Annotated in this window: 5 protein-coding genes; all 5 read left to right on the plus strand. The window is 69.8% G+C overall.

Annotation, left to right across the window (positions count from 1 at the left end):
• On the plus strand, window positions 1-1,207 hold a 1,207-nt coding region (locus tag N878_RS09505), incomplete at its 5' end, for a DotU family type VI secretion system protein (RefSeq protein ID WP_021443432.1).
• Window positions 1,204-4,719 carry a type VI secretion system membrane subunit TssM gene (gene tssM, locus N878_RS09510; RefSeq protein ID WP_021443433.1) on the plus strand — a complete coding sequence of 1,172 codons (3,516 nt, stop codon included), beginning with the start codon at window positions 1,204-1,206 and terminating at the stop codon, window positions 4,717-4,719. The genes N878_RS09505 and tssM, both read left to right, overlap by 4 nt.
• Window positions 4,716-5,405 carry a type VI secretion system-associated protein TagF gene (tagF, locus tag N878_RS09515; protein ID WP_021443434.1) on the plus strand — a complete coding sequence of 230 codons (690 nt, stop codon included), beginning with the start codon at window positions 4,716-4,718 and terminating at the stop codon, window positions 5,403-5,405. Before tssM ends, tagF begins: the two co-directional genes overlap by 4 nt.
• Window positions 5,405-6,133 (plus strand): PP2C family serine/threonine-protein phosphatase, encoded by a 729-nt coding sequence (locus N878_RS09520; RefSeq protein ID WP_021443435.1) that lies wholly within the window; start codon window positions 5,405-5,407, stop codon window positions 6,131-6,133. Before tagF ends, N878_RS09520 begins: the two co-directional genes overlap by 1 nt.
• 15 nt (window positions 6,134-6,148) lie before the next feature.
• On the plus strand, window positions 6,149-7,070 hold a 922-nt coding region (locus N878_RS09525; protein ID WP_031302953.1), incomplete at its 3' end, for a serine/threonine-protein kinase.

Here is a 7,070-nt window from a genome sequence, read left to right on the forward strand (position 1 = left end):
AGCCCCGGCCATGCCTGGCGCGCCCTTGCCCAGCAGCCTGGCCCAGGGCCTCAACCCGCTGGAGCGCGCGGCGGCACCGCTGCTGGCGTTGCTGACGCGGCTGCGCAACACCATTTCCCACCCGATGCCGGCCAGCCTGCGCGCGCAGCTGCTGGCCTATCTGCGCCAGTTCGAGGAACAGGCCAAGGGCGCCGGCGTGCCGCAGGACGAGGTGATGCTCAGCCGCTACGTGCTCTGTACCGCGCTGGACGAAGCGGTGCTCAGCACGCCCTGGGGCAGCGGCAGCGACTGGGGCAAGCAGAGCCTGCTGATCACCCTGCACAACGAGGCCTGGGGCGGCGAGAAGGTGTTCCAGCTGCTCGAGCATTGCCTGCAAAACGCCCGGCAGAAGCTGAACCTTCTCGAGCTGCTGTATCTGTGCCTGTGCCTGGGTTTCGAGGGCCGCTACCGGGTGATGAACGACGGCCGCAGCCAGCTCGAAGCCCTGCGCGAGCGCACCGCGGCGACCATCCGCAGTGTGCGCGGCGAGTTCGAGCGCGAGCTGTCGCCGCGTTGGCGCGGGGTCAGCGCGGTGCGCGATCGGCTGTCGCAGTTCGTCCCACCCTGGGTCGGCGCGGCCATCTGCCTGGCGCTGCTGCTGCTCTTGCTGTTCGGCTTGCGCCTGAAGCTGGCCAGCGACGCCGAGCCGGTGTTTCGCAACATCCATGCCCTGGGCGAGATCCCGGTGCAGACCATCGATCGCCCGCCGCTGCAGCCCAAGCTGATCGAGCGCCCGCGCCTGGCGCGATTTCTCGAAGAGGACATCCGCGCCCAGCGCGTCGCCGTGGAGGACGCGGTGGATCGCTCGGTGGTGACCATCCGCGGCGACGAGCTGTTCGCCTCCGGCAGCGCCAGCATTTCCGACGCCCTGCAGCCGCTGTTGCTGCGCATCGCCGAGGCCATCCGTCAGGTCAAGGGCAACGTGCTGGTCACCGGCCACAGCGACGACCGGCCCATCGCCACCCTGCGTTATCCCTCCAACTGGAAGCTGTCGCAGGACCGCGCGCAGCAGGTCATGGATGTGCTGGCCGCGCGCAGCGGCCAGCCCGAGCGCTTCACCGCCGAAGGGCGCAGCGACACCGAGCCGGTGGCCTCCAACGAGACCGCCGCCGGCCGTGCGCGCAATCGCCGGGTGGAGATCACCGTATTCGCGGAGGGCAACCTGTGAAGGCCTTCTTCAATTTCTGCGTGCGCTGGCTGGTGCCGCTGCTCGGCCTGCTCGCCCTGAGCCTGGTGATCTGGTTCGTCGGCCCGCTGATCGCCATCGGCAGCTACGAGCCGCTGGCCTCGGCGACGGTGCGCTGGATCCTCATCGCGCTACTGTTCCTGACCTGGATCGGCTTTCGCGTCCTGCGCCTGATCCAGGCCCGGCGCAACGCCGCCAAGGTCATGCAGGGGCTGGTGGCGGTGGCGCCGGATGCCGCCAGCGTGGCCACCGCCGAGGAGCTGGCGACCCTCAAGCAGCGCATGGACGAAGCCCTGCAGCTGCTGAAGAAGGCCAAGCTCGGCGGCCAGGAGCGGCGCAACCTCTATGAGCTGCCCTGGTACGTGATCATCGGCCCGCCCGGTTCGGGCAAGACCACCGCGCTGGTCAATTCCGGGCTCAACTTCCCACTGGCCGAGCACATGGGCGGCGGCGCCATCCGCGGCGTCGGCGGCACGCGCAACTGCGATTGGTGGTTCACCGACGAGGCGGTGCTGCTGGACACCGCCGGCCGCTACACCACCCAGGACAGCCACGCCGAGGTGGACAAGGCTGCCTGGCTGGGCTTTCTCGACCTGCTGAAGAACCAGCGCAAGCGCCGCCCCATCGACGGCGCCTTTATCGCCATCAGCCTGTCCGACCTGCTGCTCGGTAGCGAGAGCGAGCGCGCCGCCCATGCCCGCGCCATCAAGGCGCGCGTACAGGAGCTGTATGCCCAGCTCGGTGTGCGTTTCCCGATCTACGTGATGCTGACCAAGTTCGACCTGGTGCCGGGCTTCATGGAGTTCTTCGACGGCCTCAGCAAGGAGGAGCGCGGCCAGGTCTGGGGCTGTACCTTCGCCCTGGACGACGGCAAGAGCGGGGAAGGGCCCTTGGCCGGCCTCAGGCAGGAGTTCGCCGCCCTGGAGGAGCGCCTGACCCAGCGCCTGGTCGAGCGCCTGCAGCAGGAGCGCGACCCCAACCGGCGCGACCTGATCTACGGCTTCCCGCAGCAGTTCGCCGCGCTGCGCGACAACCTCGCGAGCTTCCTCGACGGCGTGTTCAAACCCAATCCCTATGAAGAGCGGGTGCTGCTGCGCGGCGTCTATTTCACCAGCGGCACCCAGGAAGGCAGCCCCATCGACCGCCTGATCGGCGCCATGGCGCAGAGCATGAACCTGGATCGTCAGCAGCTGGCGCGGCAGACCGGCACCGGGCGCAGCTACTTCATCGAGCGGCTGTTCCGCGAGGTGGCCTTCGGCGAGCGTGGGCTGGTCGGCGCCAACCCCAAGGTGGAGCGTCGGCGCAAGTGGATCACCCGTGGCGCCCTGGCCGCCTCGGTACTGCTGTTCGTCGCGGTCGCCGGCGTCTGGCTGGCCAGCTACAACGCCAACCAGGCCTATATCGCCGAGGTCGACGCCCGCGTGGCGCCGCTCAAGGGCCAGCTGGAGGCCCTGAGCCCGGCGCAGCGCGAGGTACTGGCGGTGCTGCCGCTGCTCAACGCCATTCGCCACGTGGCAGACAATCCGCCGTCCTGGGCCGAGGGCTTCGGCCTGTACCAGGGCGACATGCTCGGCGCCGAGGCCAGCAGCGTCTACCGCAAGCTGCTGATCGCGGTGATGGCGCCGCGGCTGCTGACCCGCATCGAGGAACAGCTGCGCAGCGGCGGCAGTTCCGACTTCCTCTACGAAGGGCTCAAGGCCTACCTGATGCTGGCCAGCGCCGAGCAGTACGACGCGGACTTCATCAAGGCCTGGATCAACCTGGACTGGGACCAGAGCCTGCCGCGCGACCTGGCCCCCGAACAGCGCCTGGCGCTCGCTGAGCACCTCGATGCGCTGTTCGCGCGCAAGCCGCCACCGGCGCGCCTGGACGAGAACCTGATCGAGGACCTGCGCCGTCAGCTGCAGCAGATGTCGGTGGCGCAGCGGGTGTACAACCGGGTCAAGCGGCAACCGCTGCCCGACGGCCTGGCGGATTTTCGTATCAGCGAAGCGGCCGGGCGCGACGCGGCCCTGGTGTTCACCCGCAAGAGCGGCAAGCCGCTGAACGATCCGCTCAGCGGCTTCTACACCTACCGCGGCTATCGCCAGGTGTTCATGGTCGCCAGCCTCAGCCAGTCCGGCGCACTGGCCGAGGAGCAGTGGGTATTGGGCCGGCCGCTGAGCGACAACCAGGACGCCGCCAGCCTGGCCCTTGAGGTGCGCAACCTGTACTTCCAGGACTTTCTCGGCCAGTGGGAAAGCCTGCTCGGCGATGTCGATTTCGTCGCCATCACCAGCGTGGCCCAGGCCGCCGACGTGATGCGCGTGCTGTCCGGGCCCAATTCGCCGCTCAAGCAACTGCTCGAGGCGGTGGCGCGGGAGACCGACCTGCAGCAGGAAGACCGCCTGCTCGCCGACAAGCTCAAGGCCGCCGACGGCACGGTGGACAAGCTCAAGCAGCAGCTCGGCTCGCTGGTCGGGCAGACGCCGCAGAACCAGGCACAGGCCGCGCCGCAGGTGGATCCGATCACCGCCCGTTTCAACGAGCTGAACAGCCTGGTGCGCAAGCCCGAGGGCAGCAACAGCGCGCCCATCGACGACCTGCTGGCCCAGTTCAACGAGCTCTACGTGCAGCTCAGCGCCATGAGCGGCGCCAGCGGTGATGCCCTGCTGGGCGAGGCGAAGAACCAGGCGGTGGCCTCGGCGCAGCGGGTCAAGCTGGCCGGCGAACGCCAGCCGCCGCTGGTGCAGAACCTGGTCAACTCGGTGGTCAACGCCACCACCAACAGCATGATGGGTGGTATCCGCAGCCAGCTCAACGCGGCCTGGGTGGCCGAGGTGGTCAACGTCTACCGCCAGTCGCTGGCCGGCCGCTACCCGCTGGACAGCGGCAGCACGCGCGACGCCACCCTGGAGGATTTCGGCAACTTCTTCGGCGTCGGCGGGGTGATGGACAGCTACTTCCGCAAATACCTGCAGCCCTACGTCGACACCTCGGCGACCACCTGGCGCTGGCAGCCGGGGGCGGCCGAGCGCTTGGGCATAGGCGGCGGCGTGCTGCAAACCTTCCAGCGCGCGGCGGCGATCCGCGATGCCTTCTTCCGCTCCGGCGGCGTGCAGCCCACCGTGCGTTTCGAGCTCAAGCCGGTGGCCATGGACGCGGCGATCAGCCAGTTCATCCTCGATCTGGACGGCCAGCAGATGACCTACGACCACGGCCCCAGCCGGCCGGTGGCCATGCAGTGGCCGAGCCCCAACAGCCTGGGCGTGGTGCGCCTGTCGATCACCCCGCCGACCAGCGCCGGCCGCTCCGGCCTGACCCTGGACGGGCCCTGGGCCTGGTTCCGCCTGCTGGAACAGTCCGACCTGACCCCGGGCGCCTCGCCGGACCGTTTCACCCTGCGCCTGCGCGTGGACAACGCCAGCGTGGCCTGCGAACTGCGCGCCAGCAGCGCCTTCAACCCGTTCAAGAGCCGCGTGCTGACCGGCTTCAGCCTGCCGGAGCGGCTATGACGGCGGGCTTTTACGGCAAGCTGGCCAGTCGCGGCGACTTTCTTCACCGCGGCCTGCCGAGCAGCTTTATCGAGCCCTGGGACGCCTGGCTGGCCAGCGGTATCGCCACCAGCCAGCAGGAGCTGGGCCCGGCCTGGCTGGATGCCTACCTGGTCAGCCCGCTGTGGCGCTTCGCCCTGGCCCCGGGCCTGATCGGCAACGAGGCGGTCACCGGGGTGATGATGCCCAGCGTCGACCGGGTCGGCCGCTACTTCCCGCTGACCGTCGCCTGCCTGCTGGACGCCGATGCCGACCTGGGTTCGCTGCTCGGCGGCCCGGACGCCTGGTACGAGCAGGTCGAGAACCTGCTGCTGGCGACGCTGGAAGAGGGCAGCGAGTTCGAGGCCTTCGAGGCGGCTGTGGCCGCCCTCGACACGCCGTCCTACGGCCGGCGCATGCCGCGCACGCCGGGGTTTCGGCAGATGCATTTCTGCGTGGCCAGCCCGGGCGAGCGCCTGGCCGTGCTGGCCCAGCTCACCTGCGAAGGCGCCAGTCTGTGGTGGGGGCGCGGCTCGGAGCATGTCGCCGCCGGCCTGCTGTGCTGCGCCGGGATGCCGGCCGCGCAGGCGTTCAGCGGCCTGCTGCTGGGGGCGGACGTCTCGCCTGCGCCCGGCCTGGCCGCGCAGTTGCAGAGCGAGGGCCGATGATGAGCGCAGCCGCAGTGGAGCAGTACCAGTCCGCCAGCCACAGCCATGTCGGCATGGTCCGCCAGGTCAACGAGGACGCCTGCCTGGACGCCCAGGAGGTCGGCCTGTGGGCGGTGGCCGACGGCATGGGCGGCCACGCCGCCGGCGATTTCGTCAGCAGCCTGATCGTCGACAGCCTGCGCCGGGTGGCGCCGGCGCAGCGGCTCGATGACTACGTGCAGGCGCTGCGCGACAGCCTCGACGAGGTCAACCAGGCGGTGCGCGAGGAGGCCCGGCGCCGCGGCGTGAGCATGATGGGCAGCACCCTGGTGCTGCTGGTCGCCCGCGGCAGCCAGGCCGCCTGCCTGTGGGCCGGCGACAGCCGCCTGTACCGCCTGCGCGACGGCGCGCTGCAGGCCATCAGCCACGACCACAGCTACGTGCAGGAACTGATCGACAGCAGCCTGCTCAGCGAGGCCGAGGCGCGCGAACACCCCATGGGCAATATCGTCACCCGCGCCGTCGGCGCCCAGGAGCGCCTGGAACTGGCCGAGGTGCAGCTCGAGGTGCTGCCCGGCGACTGCTTCCTGCTGTGCAGCGACGGCCTGACCCGCACCGTGGAGGAACACGAGCTGCAGGAGGTGCTCGGCCACGTCGCCCCCTACGAGATGGTGCGCAGCCTGGTGCACCTGGGCCTGACCCGCGGCGCGCCGGACAACATCACCGCCATTGTCGTCAAAGCCTATTGAAGGACGCAGTAATTCATGGATATCGACATCCCCGGGTACGAGATCGAGCGCGAGCTGGGCGACGGCGCCATGGCCGTGGTCTACCTGGCGACCCAGCGCTCGCTGGAGCGCAAGGTGGCGCTCAAGGTGATGGCCGCGGCGCTGGCCGCCGACCCCAGCTTCTGCGAGCGCTTCCTGCGCGAGGGCAAGACCCTGGCGCGGCTGTCCCACCCCAATACTGTGACCATCCACGACATCGGCAACGTCGGCAGCCATTACTACATGGCCATGGAGTACCTGCCCAATGGCACGCTGAAGGAGCGCATCGCCGCCGGGCTGAGCGCCGAGCAAGGCATCCAGTACCTGCGCCAGATCGCCTCGGCGCTCGGCTATGCCCATGCCCAGGGCCTGGTGCACCGCGACGTCAAGCCGGCCAACATCCTGTTTCGCGCCGACGGTACCGCGGTGCTGTCGGACTTCGGCATCGCCAAGTCGCTGGAAGATCGCACCCAGTTCACCCAGGCCGGCTTCGCCGTCGGCACGCCCAGCTACATGAGCCCGGAGCAGGCGCGCGGCCAGCAGGTCGACGGCCGCGCCGACCTCTATGCGCTGGGCGTGGTGCTCTACGAGATTCTCACCGGCCAGCTGCCCTATGTCGGCGCCGACTCGTTGTCCACCGCGCTGGCCCACCTGACTCAGCCGCTGCCTGAGCTGCCGATTGCCCAGGGCCGCTACCAGCCGATTCTGTCGCGCCTGCTGGCCAAGGACCCGGCCGATCGCTACCCCGATGCCGCCGCGCTGATCCAGGCGCTGGACGCGCTATCCGCCAGCCCGGCCCCCGCAAATGGCGGCGACAGCGACGCTACCCAGTTCCGCCCGTTGGGCCTGCCGGAAACCCCGGCGCAGCGCTCCGGCGCGGCCGATCTCGGCGGCCTGCAGGCGGTCTCCGTCAACATGC

Origin of the sequence: Pseudomonas sp. EGD-AK9, from assembly GCF_000465935.2 — a bacterium.
GTDB lineage: Bacteria > Pseudomonadota > Gammaproteobacteria > Pseudomonadales > Pseudomonadaceae > Aquipseudomonas.